This window comes from Asanoa siamensis (assembly GCF_016862555.1).
GTDB lineage: Bacteria > Actinomycetota > Actinomycetes > Mycobacteriales > Micromonosporaceae > Asanoa > Asanoa siamensis.
The window spans coordinates 15068-33975 of the sequence record NZ_BONE01000031.1 but is presented as its reverse complement, the minus strand read 5'-3'; the positions used below and the strand labels follow the sequence as shown (position 1 = coordinate 33975).

The following is an 18908-nucleotide window of genomic DNA, read 5'->3' as shown; positions in this document are numbered from 1 at the left end:
GTGAGGAGCAGCATCGTGAAACCCACCGTCGTTCTCGTCCATGGCGCGTTCGCCGAGTCCGCGAGCTGGAGCGGGGTGATCACCCGCCTGCTGAGCGCCGGTCACACCGTGATCGCCGCACCCAACCCCCTCCGCAGCCTCACGGGTGACGCCGCGAGCGTCCGTGCCCTGCTGGCCACCGTCGACGGCCCGATCGTGCTCGTCGGGCACTCGTACGGCGGCGCGGTGATCTCCAATGCCGCCGTCGGCAACGACGACGTCAAGGCGCTGGTCTTCGTGGCCGGGCTCGCGCCGGAGAAGGGCGAGAACGTCCCGGACCTCACCCTGAAGTTCGGCGGGGCCACGCTCGGGGAGCACCTGCTCGAGGTGCCGCTGCCCGACGGCACGTCCGACATGTACGTGGAGCGGGACGAGTACCACGAGCACTTCGCCGCCGACCTGTCCCCCGAACAGGCCGCCGTCGAGGCCGCCGCGCAGCGGCCGCTCAACACGCGCGCGTTGACCGAGGGGTCGGGCGAGCCCGCCTGGCGGACGATCCCGTCCTGGTTCATCCATCCCGAGTTCGACCGTGCCATCCCCGCGGCGGCCGCGCGGTTGATGGCGGAGCGCGCCGGCGCCCGCGCCACGGTCGAGGTGCCCTGTGCCTCGCACGCGCTGCCGGTCTCCGAGCCGGAGGCGGTCGCCCGGTTCATCCTCGACGCGGCGGCCGAGTGCAGTGGCTGACGCACTTCCCATCCGAACGCCCGACAACCGGCTCCGCGTCTACGTCAGCTCCACTCTCGACGAACTCGCCGTCGAACGCGCGGCCGTCAAGGACGCGGTGCTAGGCCTCCGGCTGATCCCCGTGCTGGCCGAGAGTGGCGCGCGGCCTCACCCGGTCCGCGACATCCACCGCGCCTATCTCGCCCAGAGTCAGGTGTTCGTGGGCGTCTACTGGCAGGCCCACGGCGACGCCGCCGACGGCGAGTTCGCGCTCGCCGCCGACCTGCCCAAGCTCGTGTACGTCAGGGAGCCCGCGCCGGACCGCGACCCGCGGCTCGCGGATCTGCTCGCGCGGATCCGGCGGGACGCCCGCGTGTCGTACCGGGTCTTCGGCGCCGCCGGGGACCTGGACCGCCTGGTCCGCGACGACCTCGCCCGGCTGCTCAGCGAGCGGTTCGACGCGCCCGCGGTGCCGCCGGAGCCCGATCCGCGGCTGGCGGCCGTGCCCGCGCCGGCGAGCCCGATCGTCGGCCGCGGCGCCGAGGTGCGCCGGCTCGGAGACCTGCTCAACGCCGCCGAGGTACGGCTCGTGACGCTGACCGGGCCGGGCGGGGTCGGCAAGACCCGGCTCGCCGCGGAGCTGGCCGGGCAGCTGACCCAGGCGTTCCCGGACGGCGTCCGGTTCGTCGAACTGTCCACTGTGACCACACCCGAGCTCGTCGGCGCGGCGCTGGCGCAGGTGCTGGGCGTGCACACCAGCACGAGCCGGCCTCCGGTCGACGACGTCAAGGCTCACCTGCGCGACCGTGCACTGCTGCTCGTGATCGACAACTTCGAGCACGTCGCCGATGCCGCCCCGGTGGTCAGTGACCTGCTCCGGTCGGCGCCCGGGGTCACGGCGCTGGTGACCAGCCGGGCCCCGCTGCGGCTGACCGGCGAGCACGCGGTGGAGGTCGCCCCGCTGCCGCTGCCCGCGACGGGCGCCGACTCCCTGGACGCACCGACGGATGCGGTCCGGCTCTTCGTCGACCGCGCCCGGGCCGCCCGGCGGGACTTCGCGCTGACACCGGAGAACGTCGCGGCCGTGACCGAGATCTGCCGGCGCCTCGACGGCCTGCCGTTGGCCATCGAGCTCGCGGCGGCGAAGGTCCGCGTGCTGCAGCCGTCCGCCCTGCTCGACCGGGTGCGCGGTGATTTCGGCTGCCTGCGGGGCGGGGCCCGCGACCTCCCGGTGCGGCAGCGCACCCTACGCGACACCATCGACTGGAGCCACCACCTGCTGGACCCGCCCGGACAGCACCTGTTCTGCCACCTCGGGGCGTTCGCGGGCGGCTTCGACCTGGCGGCGGTCGAGTCAATCTTCGGGATCGACGCCGTCGACACACTCGACGGTTTGATCGAGAGCAGCCTGGTCAAGCAGGTGGAGCATCACGGCGAGCGGCGGTTCCGGATGCTCGGCAGCATCCGGGGGTACGCGCTGGACCGGCTCCGCGACAGCGGCGGCTGGCGCGCGGCGCACCAGGCGCACGCGCGCTACTTCCTCGGGCTCGCCGAACGGCTGGAACCGCTGCTGGGCGGCGAACCGTCGGCCCTCGCGCGGTTGGAGACCGAACACGAGAACCTGCACGCGACGATGAACTGGTTCGTCGACGAACGCCAGTGGGCCGACGCCGTCCGCCTCGCCTGGGCCATCTGGGTGTTCTGGTGGTGCAACGGCGACCTCGAGGAGAGCGCGCGCTACCTGGACCGGATCGCCGCGCACGCGACCGACCTCGGTGACGGGGCGGCGGCGCACCTGGCGCTCGGCACCGGCGCCACCGCGTTCGTGAGCGGTGACCTGGAACGCGCGGAGGCCGCGCTCACCTGGGCCCGGTCGCTGTTGGGGGAACGCGGCGACGACGGCGACCGGGCACTCGCCGCGGGCATCCTGGGCGCGATCGCCCTGCGCCACGGTGCGCCCGACCGGGCCGCCGCGCTGCAGGCGGAGTCCCGGCGCCTGAGTGAAGGCACCCACCGGGCCTGGGTGCGCGCGCTGTGCCGCAGTCGGACGGGGATCATCGCGCTCGGTGCGGGTGACCCCGATACAGCGGCCCGAACGTTCCCCGGCCGCACCGGAGGACTGACGAGGTAGGGCCAGCGGTACCCGCGACCGGCCTGCCAACCGGCTGTCCACCCGCACCGGCGCTGCCTAGCGTGTGGAGCGTGCCGAACTTTCCGCAGCGCGCGCAGCAGAACGTCCGGGTGGCTAGCGCCTCGCCGGCCGACAACCGGATCGCCGGCGTCGACGCCCTGCGCGGGCTCGCCCTGCTCGGCATCTTCGTGGTGAACATCGCCTACTTCGCGTCGGGCTACCCGTTCCATCTGGTGCCGGATCCCCAGTACGCCTCCGGGCTGGAGATGCTGCTCCCCCGGCTGGTCGACGTCCTCGTCACCATGAAGGCGTACCTCGTCTTCTCCTTCCTGTTCGGCTACAGCTTCACCCTGCAGATGGACTCCGCCGCGCGCCGCGGCGTCGAGTTCACGCCGCGGTTCCTCCGCCGGCTCGCGGGGCTGTTCGCCATCGGCCTCGTCCACGCCGTCCTGCTGTTCCAGGGCGACATTCTCACCACGTACGCGTTGCTCGGCCTGGTGCTGCTCGGTATGCGCCGGACACGGGAGCGCACGGCCCTGGTCACGGGCGCGGTGATCACCGGCGTCGTGGCCTTCGCGATCGCGCTGACCGCCGTCGGCGGCGTCGACCTGGTCCCCGACCCGGCCGCGGCCCAGGCGGCGGGCGCGGCCTCGACCGAAGCACTGCGCGGCGGCCTGGGCTCGCTCGTCGGCGAGCACCTGCGGTCGATGCCGGCGATGCTGTCGGCGCTGGCGGTGCAAGGCCCGCTCGCCCTGTTCGCCTTCCTGGTGGGGCTGGCGGCCGGGCGGCGGCGGGCGCTCGCCGACACCACCGCCTACCAGCGGCAGCTTCGGCTCATCCAGCGTGTCGGCTACCCGATCGGCATCGCCGGTGGCATCGTCTTCGCCGCCGGCGGCGGCACCCACAACGTGACCGGGCTGCTCATCAGCATCCTCACCGCTCCCCTGCTCGCCGCGGCGTACGTGGCGACCGCTCTGCGGTTCTTCCACGGTCCGCGCGGTGCCCGGATCGTGGCCGCCCTCGCGCCCGCCGGCCGGATGGCGCTGTCCAACTACCTGGGCCAGTCCATGGTCGCCGTGCTGATCTTCAGCGGCGTCGGGCTCGGCCTGGCCGGCACGGTCAGCCCCACTGCCGCCATCGGCATCGCGATCGTCGTCTACTGCGGACAGTTGGTGGTGAGCCGGGCCTGGATGGCCAGATTCCGGTACGGCCCGGTCGAGTGGCTCCTGCGCGCGTGGACGGAATGGCGCCGGCCGCCGTTCGTGGCCTGACATCGGTCCGTCGGTCGATGGTCGTCATCCGCGACGCCGGCCACGACCCGGACGTCACGCCGTCCGGGGCCATCTAGGACTCGGCGGGCCACATCGCCGCCGGCAACGGGCGCCTGATCGTGGTGCGGACGACCTCGGCCGTGGTGCGGGTGAGCGTCACCCTGGAGACGTGAGACGCAGCACCGGAACGCGACGACACGGTGTGGAGGCGAAGCGCGAGGTGCCGCCCCACTCCCACACCGGAGTCGTCAACGTCGAACAGCTCTTCTCGGCGCCCCCCAACTGACCGGCAGTCGCCGCCCTTCACCACAGCCGTGCGGCGCCTCGGTCAGCACCGACGGCCAGATCACCGCCAAGGGTCACGGTCGACGTGCAGTGCTGCTCGGCGGACCGCAGACGCTGACACTGCGCCGTCTCGACGACAACACCGCTTCCCTTGACACGCCTCTCTACGGGATCAGCCTCGACGGACAGATCATCGCCGGCAACGCGGCATCGGCACAGGCCCGGCGGCACCGCACCGGTCGTCTGGCACTGCAGCTGAGCAATGAACCCCTTCCAGCTCGTCATGTAGGTGACTGGCCGGCGGCGGACGGGTGCGAGGGCGAGCAGCGGGCCGAGGGTGTCGATGACCCGGTGCGCGGCCGAGTGCGAGACCTCGCGCAGCAGGCCGATCGGTCGCACCGTCACGTTCGTGCGCCAGTACGCGGCGACCGGCAGCACCCGTTCACCGGCGACCGAGCCCGCTGGAGGGGTGCTGTCACCGCGGGCGATTTCTTCGGCGGCGAGGGCCTCGGCCGTGGTCGCGAATCCGCGTCGCCTCATCTGTCGACGGCAGCCGTCTGCGTGACGCGGGACGACGGTTCGCCGGCTCCCGCTGAAAGGTTTTCTGGTCGCGTGCCCCCGCTCGCACAACCATCCGCACCGCTGCCGTCGTACTAAAGGAGAAGGAAGGACGGTGGGTCTGTGCGAGACGACGACGGGTTCGATGAGTTCGTCCGCGGCAACGGTTACCGCCTGGTGCAGTTCGCCACCCTGCTGTGCGGCGGTGACCAGTCGGCCGCCGATGACCTCGTTTCCGAGGGAGTTGCACGGCTTTATGTGGCATGGGGCCGCGTGCGCACGGACGACGCATTCGGTTACGCGCGGCGAACGATCGTCAACTTGCACACAGATTGGTGGCGCAGACGCAAGCGGCGACCGGAGATACCCGCCGAGCGGCTGCCGGAGATAGGTCTTCCTGACCATGACAGCCACGTCTTGGATCGTGACACCGTAACTCGTGCGTTACGCGAGCTAACTCGTCGTGAGCGCGGCGTCGTAATATTGCGCTATTTTGCCGACCTGACTGAACAAGAAACGGCCCGTGAACTCGGCATTTCACTCGGAACGGTCAAGAGCACCAACGCACGCGCCTTAGCCAAACTGCGTGTTTCGCACGAGTTCAAAACCGATGACATGACGGTCTCCGCGAGCCAACGGGAGGGAAGATGAGAGAGATCCAAGACCTGCGGGACGCGCTTAATGAGGGGTCCGTAATAGTCGCGGGTTCAATTGATCTAACGGCCGTTCGCCAGCGAGGCCGTCAGATTCAGCGGCGACGACGTGCAGTGGCCGCGTCAGTCGTGTTGGCAGTGTGCGCCCTGGCCTTCCCCGTTGTATCCGTAATCATGGAGGTAGGGCGGGTCGGCGGGTCGGTGACGGCCATCTCACCGACTGATGGCCCCGCGTTCCTAGGCGAAAGCGTCGATACCGGCGCTGTACTTACAGCGGGGCGCAACGAATACGCGGTCGTCTTCGGCCTTGCAGGCACACGAGAGAACCCTGCGCTGACCGTGGCGTTTCGTGACTCGGCCACCTCCATGGTCGTTTCCTGGGATACGACGGTTCTCTCCCGCGCGGCCGACGGCAACATCAGCGGCAAGCGTCCTGATCATTCGAGTCATCGGTTCGATAGCTCCCAACTCCCCCTCGGACCGGGCAAACTGCTCGATGTTGGGGTATTCAGCGGCTCGGCGCAGCGCATCACTGTCGGATCGGAGGGAAAAACATCCGACGCCGCCATCATTGCAAATGGGGAGACAGGCTGGACTCTGTTCTGGGTCGTACGCGACGGTAAACCTCTTCCGCAAGAGGCATACCTGACGGCCCACGGTTACTCCGGGCCTGGGTCAATCACCGTTACGGCGTACGCTGCCGGCGGCAACGTGCTGGGAACGGCTACCAGCAAGGGCCCCGTCGTGGGGGAGGAACTCTCACGGTTGGGTGGCCGGGTGCAGGCACCCATTGACGATGAGGGACGACCAACGAATAGCGATCCCGAGCCCGCCATCAGCACCCCTTCCTGAAGGTGCAAATCCGCGGGAAGAAGTCCGTCGAACGGGCACGTCGCAGCGTTCTCAGCTTTCCGGAGGAAATCAATTGCGCGCTGGACCGTCCGTGCGTACCGATCGCAGCGAACCAGGTTTGGCGAACTGTCCGATCTACTTAAGTGAGACCCAACCAACTCCAAGACAATCACAAGAAGTTTCCAGATTTCTTCGTTCTTGGTTCTTGCTTCCGGTGGGCGCCTATCTGGCGAGGCATCTGGTATTTGCGTTGGCTGCAACCAGGGCTGATTTCGACTGGCTGGACACCGCGTCTCGAATTCGGTGGGACGGCGGTATTTATCTCGACATCGCACACAATGGCTACTATGCGGCGCCCTGTTCAGAAATCAATCCCTCAGTGGGAACGGCAGGTTCTCTCTGTGGCAATGCAGGGTGGTTCCCCCTCTTTCCTTATGTCCTCAATGGACTTTCCAGAATCACCGGGCTTGGCCTGGACGTTACTGGCGTGCTGCTGGCCGAGGTGTGCGCGTTGGGGGTTCTTGTTGCTGTTTGGCGGCTGCTTGACGCTAGGGTCAACGCAGCAAATCTCGGTTGTCTGACGGTTGCGGCAGCATTGCCGAGCAGTGTGTATTTCCATGCCACATTTCCCATGTCGCTGACTGTACTGCTCACAATGATCACCTTCACACTGCTGACACGCGGCCACTGGGCAATCGCAGGATTGGCAGGCGGCGCGGCGGCTATGGCGTACCCGCTCGCAGCGGTTCTTGCGCCCGCCGCTGCTGCGTTCTTCTTTCTCGCACCGAACAGGACCTGGCGACAGATCATCCCTGCGGCATACGTTGCAGGCTCGGTTAGCGTTGGAACATTTGCCGTCTTTGGCTTGTTGTTCTTTACTACTGGACGGTTTACTGCTTACCTGTCGATCCAGGGTAACTACGGGCACGGCGTAAATAATCCAGTGCGCACCGTACTGGCGCTCCTCGACCGATCTCCGCACATAGTCTCCGCCGAGCTGCTTTTTAGCGCCAGCATGGTGGGGCTCGCCCTCATCGCCGTAGTTAGACCGGCTTCGCGCGCACAGGTCACGACACTTGATAGGACGTTGGCAATGGTATACGGCCCGCTGCTACTCATTGTGCCTTTAGTGGTGGGCGCAAACTTGTCTCAATATCGGTCTCACACACTGATGTTGCCGCTCGTGCTGCTGATGCGACACCTTCGAACCGGAGTCGTGATGGGCTTGGCTGTGGTGTCGGTGCCACTGGTGTGCGCCATGGCGACGCTTTTCTTGACGGGCGATTTGGTGTGACGGCGCTACCGTCAAGCGTCCTCCTCGGCGGTGAGCGGTGAGGGCCGTGCTTGCGATCATCCTGACAGTAATCGTAGTTGTTTTTCTCTGCGTTCCCTTCCTCAGCCGCTGGGGAGGCCCGCTGTGAACTGGCGACGAGGCCGCCAGCGAAGGTCCCGTTCGTTGGTCCTGCGGCAGCAACTCGCCGCGACCGAGCCCGCTGGAGGGATCTCGCCGCTGTTGTGGCAGCGGGCGATCTCTTCGGCAGCGACGGCTCCGGCCGCGGTCGCGAATCCGCGTGATCCCGTCTGTCGACGGCGGCCGTATGCCTGACGTGGGAGATCGAAGACAACGTCCATGTTCCTCGCCGAGGGCCTACCTTCACATTCCACCGGGAATGGGGGCGCAAGATTGTATGGATCTAGCGGAGGCCGCATCTGGGAGCCGGCCCAGAATGGCCGCGACCTCGGCCTCACTCAGACGGTAGGACAACGGTGCAACTCCTTGATCAGGAGTTGCACCGTTGTTCCTACAGACCCGCATTCGGCGGTCACATCCGCGTCTCTCCTCCGGGTTACCTGGCCGTCACCTCCGCTACCTGTACGTTGCGGGTTCGTTCTGGCGGCTTGGTTCCGTCATAGGACGCGGTGATCACGAGACGGAGCTGGTCGGCGTCAACGTCTGCCACGTCGAAGGTAGCGGTCGCGTCCGGCTGGTTGAACGCGCCCAGGCTTCGCCACGCTCCGTTGACCCTGGCTTCCAAGGTCAGCGCCCTTGGGCCGAACGGCACCCGCGGCACCACGGTGACCGCCGTGATCCGGCGTGCGCTCCCGTAGTTGACGGTCAGGGTCTCCGGCCGAGAGGGCTGCGGACCCGCACCCTCGGTGGTGCCCGCGCTGACCCAGAAGGAGCTGGTGGAGCCGTCGACGGCCAGCGGGGCCGGGTAGTTCGGCTGTGCGCTGGAGGCGGTCGCGGTCGGGAAGGTAGGCGCGCTTCCCTGATAGGGAACGGGAGCCGCTTCCGGGACCGTGGACCGGGGCAGGTTCCCCTGACCCGGCGCGGTCTGGAAGTCCGCCACCCGGAACGCGGACGGCGCGTGGTTAACACTCTGCTCGATGTAGGCGACGCTGAGAACGCCGTCCCGCCGCAGTCGCTGCCGGTCGACGGTCAGTTCGGCGATCGGGCGCACCGCGGAGTCCTGGAAGACGACTCGCCAGTCCTGCCAGTTCGTGGCCGCGGTGGCGGCCACGATGCGGCCGTCCGGCAACACGACGTAGGCGGTGTCGTGGGCATCGAACAGGATCTTCGTCCGCCCCGCGCTGTTGTTGTAGAAAGGCAGCTCCATCGTGCGCCAGGTGCCGTTGGCCTCACGCCAGTGGTGGAACGGCTTGGCGTACTGCTTGCGTTGGGTGTAGGTCGACGTGTGGCAACCGCCCAGCCTGGCAAGGTCCGCAGCGTTGAACTGGGACGTCATCACGTGAATCCGGCCGGTGCTGTCGAAGGCCTGCGCCTCGGAGTTGATCATGCCCTGATTGATCGGAATCGGCACCACGACGTGCGGGTCGGACAGCGCGATCCGGTCGGCCGAGCCGGTGGTACCGATTGTGGTGCCCCCGTTGTTGACCCAGGTCCGGCCGCCGTCCGAGCTGCGGGCGTAGCCGATGTCGTGGTTGCCGAGCCCACCCGGATGGCACCATGCGCTGCTCTGCTCGCGCCAGGTGAAGGTCATGACGAGGTCGCCGTTCACCGGGTTCCGCGTGAACCCGTGCGGGTACATGTTCCGGCTGGGACTGGCGCCGAACGGGCTCGTGTAGGACCCGGTGGAGTCAGTGAAAAGACCTAGAAAAGTCCAGGTTCCGCCCGGGTCGTCGTTGTAGCGGAGGAGCGCTTGGCGCCCGTTGTTGCTGCCGCCCTCGCGGAAGGTGAGCAGCATCCGGCCCCCGACCAGCTCGAACTGGGGGTAGGTCCAGGTAGTCGGCGCGCCGCTGGCGCCGGGCAGTGCCCGGCGGAGCCCCTCGAAAGAACGCGACGACCAGGTCGCGTTACCGGTGGCCAAGCCAGGAACGCTGCGGATGTAGAGCTGGGCCGCAGCGTGGGTGCCGAGCGCGATATGGAGTCGGTTGTCGCTGGGCGTTACCGCCATCGATATCGTGTTGTGCGAGTCGTTGGCGTCGAGGAACCCGTCGAGCTCGAGACTCTGCCAGTTGCCACCGGGCAAGCTGCGGCGGGACACGGTCGCCCGGCCATCGGACCGGTACCAGGCGACGTACTGGTAGTTGCCGTGGGTCAACAGCCCGTCCTGCTGGAAGCTGGCGATGTTGACCGAACCCTCATAGGTGATGCGGGCATGGGCGGTGGGATCAAGGATGTCATCGGCCAGTCGGCCGGCGTTGGGTGTCACCGCCACGCGCGGGTCGGCCGCCCAGCCGACTCCGGTCGATGCGGTGCCGAGAATCACGGTGAGCCCGAGTACGAAGGCGGTCGACTTGACCAGGGCCGCACGTCGGGGGTGGGTGCCCGTTCTGGGTGGAGAGAGATTCACTGACTCACTTCCTGTGGGGGTCAGAGGGATGCGGATGCGGACAGTGGCACGGCCAGCCGTGGGATCGCGTGACGCCACATTGGACCGCTGCCCAACCGAGGCCTACGCCTAGGTGCGGCGCCGCCCGGGCTCCGTGTCGCGTCCGTCCACAGTGTTGTGCGCTACAGGTCCTTCTCGGGACCGGATCGGTTGCCCACCAGCTTCACCGCCGCGGCTTACAATTTGCCTTCACGCGTCAGATTGGCCGTGATGGCCCTACCTCTCTATGGCTCGAGGCGCATCGCACCCAAAGCGCTTTCATCGATCTCGACGCCGAGCCCGGCTCCGGGCAGGGCGGTGACCCGGCCGTGGCTCGGGCGAGGCAAGGTTGGTGCGAGGTCGCGGACCGCTGAGTTGACCAGCGGCGCGACCTCCATCTGGTGGCAGGTCGGGGATACCAGGGAAGCGGCGAGGCCCGCCGCATATGACAGCGGCCCAGCGAACGCGTGCGCGTTGACCTGCCGCTGTGCCGAGGAGGCATACTGGCTGGCCCGCATGAAGCCGGTCAGCCCTTCCGCCCGTCCGGCGTCGATGCCGACGACGTCGACGGTGCCGGTGTCGACGATCCGTCGGTAGCCGCTCACCGTCCACTCCCGCTCGCCGTACGCGATCAACGTGTTCGTTTTCGCCCTCAGGGTCGCGTAACCCGCTGGGTTGTCCGCACCCAGCGGCTCCTCGACCCAGTGGACGCGTTCCTCCTCGAAGCCGCGTACCCGGCGGACAGCGTCGGCGACGCTCCACCGCACCCGCACCCCGAGGTCGATCATGATCTGCCGCTCGTCGCCGATCGCGCCGCGGAGCCGGCGGACGAACGCGATGTCCCGGTCGTGGTCGAAGCCGAGGTTGGCCTCGCCGCGCTTGCCGAAGCCGACCTTGCAGCCGATCGCCCGCAGCTCGTCGATCCAGCCGGCGAACCGCTCGGCCTCCTCGCCCAGGTCGGCCATGGTGGCGTGGGAGGTGACACAGATCGGTAGGCTCTCATGCACCGCGCCACCGAGCAGGTCGACGACGGGCACGCCGCGCAGCCGGCCGGTCAGGTCCCAGGCCGCGATGTCGATGGCGGACAGCGCGAACGTGGCGATGCCACCCTCGCCGTACCACCAGGTCTGCTCCTTCACCGCATGCCACAGCGCGGCCGGCCGGCCGGCGTCAGCGCCGACGACCACCTCGGCCAGACCGTCCACCAGCACCGCCGTGGCGAGCGCTGCCTCGCGAAACAACGTCACGGCCTCGCCCCAGCCGGTGGTCCCGTCGTCGGCCGTCAGCCGCACGATCGTGACGAAGCGCTGTCCATCGTGGTCGTTTGGTTCGGTGTATGCGACTGGCCATGCCTCGACTCGGGCGATCCGCGAGCCGGTCACCGCACCGCCTCCGGCTTGCCGCTGGCCGCCGAGCGGTACGCTGCGTCGAGCGCCTCGACGGTGAGCTGGCCGAGCTCGCCCGGCGCCCGGTTCTCCTCGACGCGGCCGAGGGCGACGTCGACGAGCGCGTCGGCCGGTCCGGCGAACGCGTATGCGCCGTCGCCGGCGGCGAGCTCCAGACGCTCGTCGGTTCCGTCGTTGCGGTACAGCCAGACGCATTCCCGCTCGACGTCGACCAGTAGCTGGCCCTCGTCGCCGATGGCCCGTAGCGCGAGCGCGTGCTTGTTGCCGCCGGCGCCCAGGTGGGCCGAGCCCCCGGCGAGTGTGCCGACACCGCCGCCGTCGAACCGCAGCGCGATCGCGTCGTGCAGCTCGACACCCGCGCTGGGAGACGGCGACATCCAGGCGAACGCCTCGGTCACCCGGGCCGGTACGAGGTGCAGGGCGAGGCCGAGCGCGTGTGCCAGCTGAGCCTGTCCGTACCCGCCGCCGGAGAGCGCCGGGTCGGTCCAGGTGGCTGGCTCTGGTGCCGAGTCGGCGCTGGCGTCGGGGTAGGCGCCCCGGTCGGCGAGCAGCTCGCGGGTCTGGGAGGACATCGTGATGGCCATCTGCTCCAGGTGCCCGATGCCGCCGATCGCGACCAGCTCCTTGGCCCGCCGCACGATGGGCATGTAGTTCCACCCGAAGCTGACCAGCAGCTGTCGGTCGTGACGGCGGGCGGTCTCGACAAGGTCCCGGGCGTGGTCCGGTTCGATGGTGAAAGGCTTTTCGCACAACACGTGAGCGCCGGCCATGAGGGCGGCCTTGGCGTGTTCGTGGTGGAACGCCGCCGGGCTGGCCACGACGACGATGTCGCAGCCGGCGTCCACCACGACCCGGTAGTCCTCGCTCGCCTCGGTGAAGCCGTACCGCTCGCGTATCCGCCGCAGTGCCGGCTCGCCCTTGCGTGACACGGCCACGAACTCCACCTCCTTGCGGGCCGCGAGGGCTGGCAGGTGTGCCGCGTTGGCCCAGGAGCCGGCGCCGATAACGCCAAGCCGAAGCGTCATGAGGATTCCCCTAGCCGCGTGTGTTGGGTTGGAGGCGCTGGCGCAGCTGGTCGAAGGAGACCGCGAGGATGAGTAGGCTTCCGCGCGCGATGTCCTGCCAGAAGGTGTTGACATTCAACAGGATCAGCCCGTTGTTGAGGACGCCGATGATGACGAGGCCGACGATCGTGCCACCGACGCTGCCCCGCCCACCGGAGAGGCTTGCTCCGCCCAGGACGATCGCGGTGATCACGCTGAGTTCCAGGCCGCTTGCGGCGATCGGCGACGCCGCGGAGAGCTGGCTTGTAAGGATGAGGCCCGCAAGGCAGGCGGCCAGGCCCGAGAGCACGAACGCGGCGAAGATGACCGCCCGGTTGCGGATGCCGACGAGCCGCGCGGCTGCGGCGTTGGCACCGATGGCGTAGAGCGACCGGCCGAAGACGGTGTAGCGCATGGCCACGAACGACGCGGCGACGACCACGGCCAGCAGGATGACCGGCAGCGGAATGCCCAGCGGGCGGGCGGTGCCGAGCCAGCCGAACCCGATCCCCAGCAGTACGGTCTGGCCGTCGGCGGTGAGCTGGGTGAAGCCGCGCAGCACGGCGAGCGTACCGAGCGTCGTGATCAGCGCGTTGACCTTGACCACCGTGACCAGGAAGCCGTTGGCGACGCCCAGCGCCAGCCCGGCCAGGAGCGCGACGAGAACGCCGGCGGCCAGGCCGCTGCTCTCCGCGACCACCGCCAGCACGACCCCGCAGAACGCCGCCGCCGAGCCTACCGACAGGTCGACCTGGGCGGACACCAGCAGCATCGTGCCCGGCATCGCGATGATCCCGGTTACCGCGATGGCGGTGAGGATGTTGAGGAAGTTGTCCACGTTGAAGAAGTAGGGACTGCGCCAGGCGAAGAATCCGATCAGCACCACCAGTACGACCAGCAGGCCCGCCAGTTCGGGCAGGGACCGGCCTGGGCGTGTGGCGGTCAGGACGGCAGTGGTCTCGACCGGCGGCGGCCCGGCGGCCTGCGGATCGGACGTCAGCTGGGTCATGTGGGGATCTCCCGGCAGTCAGCCGCCGGCGGCGGCGATGAGGGTGGAGGTGGTGATCTCGTCGCCGTCCAGCTCGCGCACCAGGCGGCCCCGTGCCATGACCAGGGCCCGGTCGGCCAGCTGTACGACCTCCTCGTAGTCGGAGGTGACGACGAGCACGCCGATGTCCCGCTCGCGTGCGGCCGTGCGGACGGTGTCGTAGATGTCCTGCCGCGCGCCGACGTCGACGCCACGGGTGGGCTCGGCGAGGACCAGCAGTCGGGCGCCGCGTTCCAGCCATCGGGCGAGGAGGACCTTCTGCTGGTTGCCCCCGGACAGCGTGGCGATCGTCTGTGCCGCCCCGCCGCTGCCGCGGATGGTGAGCGCGGTTCGCCAGTGGTCATACGCTCGCTGCTCGCCACCGCGACCGATGAAACCGGCCCGGGACATCCGCCGCCAGGAAGGTGCGGCGAGGTTTTCCCCAGCGCCACGGGCCATGAAGGCGCCTTCCCGCTGCCGATCCGGCGGCAGGTAGCCGACGCCCGCGGCGATCGCCTGGCGGGGACCACGCACCGCCTGCCTCCCGCCGGGCAGGGTGAGGGTGCCCGAGGAGAGGCGGCGGAGCCCGAACACCGTCTCCGCGACCTCGGCCATGCCGGAGCCGAGCTTCCCGTACACCGCGAGCACCTCGCCCGGCCGCACGTGGAAGGTGACACCTTCGAAAGCCCTCCCCGCCCCGGCATCGGCGAACGCGAGCAAGGGCTTCCCCGCGGAGACCGCGCTTCTTCCTGGGCGGGTGACCGCGCCTAGGTCCCGGCCAACCATGGCGCTGACCAGCTCGCCGCGGTTGGTGTCGGCCACGGCCTCGGTGAGCACGTGCTGGCCGTCGCGCAGCACCTGCACCCGATCCGCGATGGTGTAAACCTCGTCGAGGCGGTGGGTGATGTACACCATCGCGACGCCCTCGACGCGGAGCCGGCGCAGGACTGTGAACAGCCGCTCGACCTCGGTGGCCGACAGCGCGGCGGTCGGCTCGTCGAGGATGAGCACCCGGGCCTTGTCGGACAAAGCCCGGGCGATCTCCACGATCTGCCGCTCCCCCACGGACAGCGAGCCGACCAAACGGTCGACGTCGAGGGCGACACCCAGCAACGCGAGGGCTTCGCGGGCCCGCCGACGCATGGCCGGCCACGAGACGAGTCCCCACGAGCCGGCCCACCGCCCGAGCGAGATGTTCTCCGCGACTGTGAGGGTCGGCGCGTCGATCATCTCCTGGAAGATCATCCTGATACCGAGGCGGCGAGCCTTGAGCGGATCCAACCGGTCGACGGTGACGCCATCGACCGCGAGCGTGCCCGCGTCCGGCTGGTGGTCTCCCGCGAGGACCTTGACCAGCGTCGACTTTCCGGCTCCGTTTTCGCCCAGCAGGGCCGTGATGGAGCCGGAATGCAGCTCCAGGTCGACCCCGTGCAGGACCTCCACGCTCGCGAACGACTTGCGTACGCCCTGCGCGGTGAGCACCGGGGCCTTGCTTCCACTCACTGGCGCCTCCACCTCGGTTCCGTGGTCAGCAGCTCGGCTGGTACAGCTGCTCGACGTTGTCCTTCGTCACGGCCTGGTGGTTGACCAGCAGGTTCGCCGGGACAGACTTGTTCTTGACCAGGTCGATGAGGTAGGGGATACCGATCTCGCCGTATCGCTCCGGGAAGTAGGCCGTGTCCGCGATCCAGTTGGGGTTGGACTTGATCTCGCACCACGAGGATGGGTCCGCGCCCTGGGCCGCGACGAAGACATCGCCTTGGCGGCCCACCGTGCGAGCGGCGGCGAGCGCGCCGAGGATGGAGTCGTCGTTGATCCCCACCACGATGATCTTTTTGGCGCCGGGCAGCGAGGTCAACACATCGGCCACCGCGGTCCGCGCCATGTCGACCCGGAACGCGTTCACCTTCTTGAGGTTCTTGACCGAGCCGGGCCCGCAGACGCTCTCGAAACCCTTGCGGTAGCCACCCATTCGAGCCTCGTTGACCGCGCCGGCCTCCGGTTGCTCCAGCGAGACGAAGCCGTCGTACTGGCAGTCCCACTGGCTCTTCGCGTGGTTTCCGACCGCCTCGCCGGCGATGAAGCCGGCCCGGTCGTTGTTGGCGCCCATGAACGCCTTCTGACAGGGATCCTGCTGGATGTCGATCGCCACGACCGGGACCTGCGGACCGGCCTGACAGATGGCCGCGGCGGCCTTGGCGTCCTGCTGGAAGTTCAGGTAGCCCTGCACACCCTGGGTCTTGAAGTTTCGGGCGCACTCGAGGGCCTTGGCCGCATCGCCCTGGCTGTCGCAGAAGACCAGCTCAGCGCCGGCCGCCTCGGCCTGCTTCTTTATCGAGTCGCTGACCAGCTTGATGAACGGCACCGCCTCGGACAGGGAGATGTAGCCCAACTTCAGGCCGGCGCCGCTCCCTGGCTCGACGGTCCGGAAGTCGACGAACTGTGGCCCGCTGTCCCCCGCGGCGGCGCTGCTCGCGCCGGTCTGCTGCGTCGCGGAGGGTGAATCGTTCGTCCCGCCGCCGCAGGCGCTGACCACGCCTAGCGCGGCGACCAGTGCCAAGGACAGCGAGACACCTCTGACTCGCCGCCGATGGTGACTCGGCCTCATCTGGCTGCCTCCTTACGGATTCGCTGGAAATGATTCCAGCGCAAGTTGGCTATTGGTAGACCGCGCGCTAACCAGATGTCAAGGGTGTGAACACCGAGGACGACGTGATCGTTACATACTGGCTGGTATAGGCAGCCTTCTTGGAGCGCAGGGGGCTTGCGGGAAACCTTTGGCCAGGTCTACCGTCCGGCGTACGAGGTCCTGGAATGGTTTCCAGGACTGGCCGTTACAGGGCGTTCAGGAGGCCCCCTCGGTGTCATCGATCTCGCCCGTCCAGGGAGCCACGACCGCGCGCCCCGCTGCCCGCCTTCCGATCGCGTCCATCGAGACGATCCCGCTGATCGCCCCGCTGGCCCGTGAGTTTCGGGGCAGCTACTACCGGATGACCCACCGTGCCACCTTGATCATCCGGATCCGCACGAGCGCCGGAGTCACCGGCGAGGCGTACGTCGGCGACGAGGACAAGTCCCTGCTGGACATCGAGGCGATCGTCCAGCAGGAGATCGCCCCACGCCTGCTGGGCATGGACGCGATGCGTACAGAACAGGTGTGGAAGGCGGCGTACCCGGCGACCTTCAACATCCTGCGCGACCGCCGACTCGGCCTGGTCGCGGTCGCCGGTGTCGACACGGCCGTGTGGGACGCCGTCGGCAAGGCGCTGGAGCAGCCGCTGTGGCGCCTCTGGGGCGGCTACCGCGACCGGATCCCGCTCATCGCCATCGGCGGCTACTACGGCGAGCCGCTCGGCAGCATCGCCGACGAGATCGCCTACTACCAGGAGGTGGGGCTGGCCGGCATCAAGTTCAAGGTCGGCGGCCGGACACCCGCCGTCGACGCGGCGCGGATCCAAGCGGCGCGAGAGGCCGCCGGGCCCGGCTTTGTCATCGCCATCGACGCCAACCAGGGCTACTCCACCGGCGAGGCGCTCGACCTGTGCCGGCGGGTCGCCGACCTGGACATCCGCTGGTTCGAGGAACCGGTGCAATGGGCCAACGACCGCCGCGCGCTGCGCGACGTACGCATGCGCGGCGGCATCCCGGTCTGCGCCGGGCAGAGCGAGCTCTCCCCGTCCGGCTGCCGCGACCTCATGGAGTCAGGCGCGGTCGACGTCTGCAACTTCGACGCCTCCTGGAGCGGCGGGCCTACGGCGTGGCGCCGCGCCGCCGCGATCGCCACGGCGTACGACGTTCAGATGGGGCATCACGAGGAGCCGCAGGTCTCCACCCACCTGCTCGCGAGCGTGCCGCACGGCACGTACGCCGAGTGCTTCCACCCCGAGCGGGACCCGTTCTGGTGGAACCTCGTGGCGAACCGTCCCCCGCTGGAGAACGGCGAGCTGGTGTTGACCGATGCCCCCGGTCTTGGCTGGGAGCTCGACCCCGACTTCGTCGAGCGCTGGACGGTGGCGCGGTGACCACCGAGCCCGACCGTGGCGCCCACTCGCTCGCGGGGCGACGGGTCCTGCTGACCGGCGCTTGCGGTGGCATCGCCTACGCGCTCGCCAACGGACTCGCCCGGGCCGGGGCCAGGCTGGCGCTCTCCGATGTGGATGGCGACGCGCTCGACGCGCTGGCCGAATCCCTGCCCGGAGGCGGGCACACAACGCTGCCGGTCCGCCTGTCCGGCGCGGACGGCGCCCAGGCATTGGCCGAAGGGTGCGCTGCCCGGCTCGGCGGGCTCGACGTGCTGGTGCACACCGCGGCGGTGCTGCGCCGCCAGGAGGTGCCCGACGTGACCGAAGCCGACTGGGACCACCAGCACGACGTCAACCTCAAGGCGACCTTCTTCCTCGCCCGCGCCGTCGCCGAGCAACAACGGGAGCAGGGCGGTGGCTCGATCGTGCTGTACACGTCGCAGTCGTTCTGGACCGGCGGTTACGGCGCGAGCGTCGTCTACGCCACCACGAAGGGAGGCGTAGCGACGATGGTGCGCGGCCTGGCGCGCACCTACGGCCCCTACGGCGTGCGGGTCAACGGCATCGCTCCCGGCATTGTGGACACACCGATGCTGAGCGGCGCGGCGATCGACGCGATCGTCGCGGCGACCCCACTGGGCCGCGTCGGCCAGCCGGAAGACCTCGTCGGCCCCACGCTCTTCCTCGCCTCCCCCGAGTCCGCCTTCGTCACCGGCACGATCCTCAACGTCAGCGGCGGCTGGCTGGCCTACTGAGCGATCGGCAAGGCCGACCAATGCTCGGACGCTAATCCAGATGCCATACCTCGGCGGCGTAACGGAGGTTGCCGTCGGAGTCGGTGAGCTCCTCGATGACGTCTTCGAACCAGGCCGACCAGCGGGCGTTCACCTCGCTGGCGCCCGCCAGGCCGAAAGCGGTCGGTGCGTCCGGCTCGCACTCGCAGTAGGCGATGACCGTGCGGCCGTGCCGGAAGAGCGTGTAGTTGCGTACGCCCGAGGCGCGCAGCACGTCCTGCAACTCCGGCCACACCTCCCGGTGCCGACGTTCGTACTCCGACTCGCACCCTGGTCGTAAAAGGAAGGTGAAGCATGCCCGCCTCATCCTCAACCCCTTCCGGAACCGTTT

Annotated in this window: 15 protein-coding genes and 1 pseudogene; 8 read left to right on the top strand and 8 right to left on the bottom strand. The window is 68.9% G+C overall.

Features of this window, described 5'->3' with window-relative positions; translation table 11 throughout:
- The first annotated feature begins 15 nt into the window (after positions 1-15).
- The 3 genes from Asi02nite_RS19820 (at position 16) to Asi02nite_RS19810 (ending at position 4104) form a co-directional block, all read left to right on the top strand.
- Positions 16-723, top strand: a complete 708-nt coding sequence (locus tag Asi02nite_RS19820; protein WP_239126833.1) for an alpha/beta fold hydrolase — start codon at positions 16-18, stop codon at positions 721-723.
- Entirely contained in the window at positions 716-2833 is a 2118-nt protein-coding gene (locus tag Asi02nite_RS19815) for an ATP-binding protein (RefSeq protein WP_203715006.1), read from the top strand. Before Asi02nite_RS19820 ends, Asi02nite_RS19815 begins: the two co-directional genes overlap by 8 nt.
- Positions 2834-2904: 71 nt before the next feature.
- Positions 2905-4104 carry a DUF418 domain-containing protein gene (locus Asi02nite_RS19810; protein WP_239126832.1) on the top strand — a complete coding sequence of 400 codons (1200 nt, stop codon included), beginning with the start codon at positions 2905-2907 and terminating at the stop codon, positions 4102-4104.
- A 576-nt stretch (positions 4105-4680) separates the two neighbouring features.
- On the opposite strand, the pseudogene Asi02nite_RS19805 reads toward Asi02nite_RS19810, so the two are convergent.
- Positions 4681-4833, bottom strand: a pseudogene (locus tag Asi02nite_RS19805) (transposase family protein); the annotation flags it as partial.
- A gap of 237 nt (positions 4834-5070) precedes the next feature.
- On the opposite strand from Asi02nite_RS19805, the gene Asi02nite_RS19800 reads away from it, so the two are divergent.
- From Asi02nite_RS19800 to Asi02nite_RS19790, 3 genes are all read left to right on the top strand, one after another.
- Positions 5071-5598: a SigE family RNA polymerase sigma factor gene (locus Asi02nite_RS19800; protein WP_203715005.1), complete on the top strand. Its 528-nt coding sequence runs from the start codon at positions 5071-5073 to the stop codon at positions 5596-5598.
- A 203-nt stretch (positions 5599-5801) separates the two neighbouring features.
- A complete protein-coding gene (locus Asi02nite_RS19795) occupies positions 5802-6452 on the top strand; it encodes a hypothetical protein (protein WP_203715004.1) in 651 nt (216 codons plus the stop codon).
- Between the two features lie 91 nt (positions 6453-6543).
- Positions 6544-7746 (top strand): hypothetical protein, encoded by a 1203-nt coding sequence (locus Asi02nite_RS19790; RefSeq protein ID WP_203715003.1) that lies wholly within the window; start codon positions 6544-6546, stop codon positions 7744-7746.
- A 553-nt stretch (positions 7747-8299) separates the two neighbouring features.
- On the opposite strand, the gene Asi02nite_RS19785 is transcribed toward Asi02nite_RS19790, so the two are convergent.
- The 6 genes from Asi02nite_RS19785 to Asi02nite_RS19760 form a co-directional block, all read right to left on the bottom strand.
- Positions 8300-10345, bottom strand: coding sequence for a BNR-4 repeat-containing protein (locus tag Asi02nite_RS19785; protein ID WP_203715002.1), 2046 nt, complete (start codon positions 10343-10345; stop codon positions 8300-8302).
- A 185-nt stretch (positions 10346-10530) separates the two neighbouring features.
- Positions 10531-11667, bottom strand: a complete 1137-nt coding sequence (locus Asi02nite_RS19780; RefSeq protein WP_275410367.1) for a mandelate racemase/muconate lactonizing enzyme family protein — start codon at positions 11665-11667, stop codon at positions 10531-10533.
- Positions 11664-12716, bottom strand: a complete 1053-nt coding sequence (locus tag Asi02nite_RS19775) for a Gfo/Idh/MocA family protein (protein WP_203715000.1) — start codon at positions 12714-12716, stop codon at positions 11664-11666. Before Asi02nite_RS19775 ends, Asi02nite_RS19780 begins: the two co-directional genes overlap by 4 nt.
- A 10-nt stretch (positions 12717-12726) precedes the next feature.
- The gene (locus Asi02nite_RS19770) at positions 12727-13743 is read right to left on the bottom strand and encodes an ABC transporter permease (protein ID WP_203714998.1); all 1017 of its coding nucleotides are present in this window, start codon (positions 13741-13743) and stop codon (positions 12727-12729) included.
- A gap of 18 nt (positions 13744-13761) precedes the next feature.
- On the bottom strand, positions 13762-15264 hold the full coding sequence (locus tag Asi02nite_RS19765) for a sugar ABC transporter ATP-binding protein (RefSeq protein WP_203714996.1): 1503 nt from the start codon (positions 15262-15264) through the stop codon (positions 13762-13764).
- A 25-nt stretch (positions 15265-15289) separates the two neighbouring features.
- Complete coding sequence (locus Asi02nite_RS19760; protein ID WP_203714994.1) at positions 15290-16321, bottom strand: sugar ABC transporter substrate-binding protein; 1032 nt, start codon at positions 16319-16321, stop codon at positions 15290-15292.
- Between the two features lie 301 nt (positions 16322-16622).
- Between Asi02nite_RS19760 and Asi02nite_RS19755 the strand changes: the two genes are divergently transcribed.
- Positions 16623-17783: a mandelate racemase/muconate lactonizing enzyme family protein gene (locus Asi02nite_RS19755; protein WP_203714993.1), complete on the top strand. Its 1161-nt coding sequence runs from the start codon at positions 16623-16625 to the stop codon at positions 17781-17783.
- Positions 17780-18538: an SDR family NAD(P)-dependent oxidoreductase gene (locus Asi02nite_RS19750; protein ID WP_203714992.1), complete on the top strand. Its 759-nt coding sequence runs from the start codon at positions 17780-17782 to the stop codon at positions 18536-18538. The genes Asi02nite_RS19755 and Asi02nite_RS19750 overlap by 4 nt, the downstream gene beginning before the upstream one ends.
- A 31-nt stretch (positions 18539-18569) precedes the next feature.
- Here the strand turns inward: Asi02nite_RS19750 and Asi02nite_RS19745 are convergent, their stop codons facing one another.
- Positions 18570-18884: an L-rhamnose mutarotase gene (locus Asi02nite_RS19745; protein ID WP_203714991.1), complete on the bottom strand. Its 315-nt coding sequence runs from the start codon at positions 18882-18884 to the stop codon at positions 18570-18572.
- Between the last annotated feature and the right edge of the window lie 24 nt (positions 18885-18908).

Excerpts from the sequence above, each read along its gene's own strand:
- Asi02nite_RS19770 (WP_203714998.1), bottom strand. The coding sequence starts at position 13,743 with ATGACCCAGCTGACGTCCGATCCGCAGGCCGCCGGGCCGCCGCCGGTC.
- Asi02nite_RS19775 (WP_203715000.1), bottom strand. The coding sequence starts at position 12,716 with ATGACGCTTCGGCTTGGCGTTATCGGCGCCGGCTCCTGGGCCAACGCG.
- Asi02nite_RS19745 (WP_203714991.1), bottom strand. The coding sequence starts at position 18,884 with ATGAGGCGGGCATGCTTCACCTTCCTTTTACGACCAGGGTGCGAGTCG.